At 56.3% G+C, this 341-nt stretch carries 1 pseudogene; it reads right to left on the bottom strand.

Annotated features, from left to right (window positions below):
• Positions 1-334: pseudogene (locus DK254_RS16870) on the bottom strand (transposase); the annotation flags it as partial.
• Between the last annotated feature and the right edge of the window lie 7 nt (positions 335-341).

The raw sequence follows: 341 nt of genomic DNA, 5'->3' as shown, positions 1-341 counted from the left end.
CCGACCTTCTTCTGCTGCTGAGCGATCAATCGGTAAATCACTTCAGTTCGCGGGCAAAGAAGGCCGAAGCCTTTTTTAGCAGGTCGTTGTCCTGCTTCAATTGGCGATTCTCGGCCTCCAACTGACGAATCCGCTGCTGCTCGGGTGTCAGCGGCTTACCCACTCCCGCCTGTCCCGACAGCTCGGCTTCGTATTGCTGAACCCAGCGGCGAACTGCCGTCTCTCCCAGGCCCATATCTCGGCAGACCTGCGTAATGCTCAGGCCCTGGTCCTTGATCATCTGGACGACTTGCAGCTTGAAACTGGCATCGAATGTTCTGCGTTTACGGCTCATGAATGAC

Origin of the sequence: Pseudomonas sp. RW407, from assembly GCF_003176655.1 — a bacterium.
In the GTDB taxonomy this organism is placed as follows: domain Bacteria; phylum Pseudomonadota; class Gammaproteobacteria; order Pseudomonadales; family Pseudomonadaceae; genus Pseudomonas; species Pseudomonas delhiensis.
The sequence above is the reverse complement of the archived record's forward strand: the minus strand, read 5'-3'. Positions and strand labels throughout refer to the sequence as shown.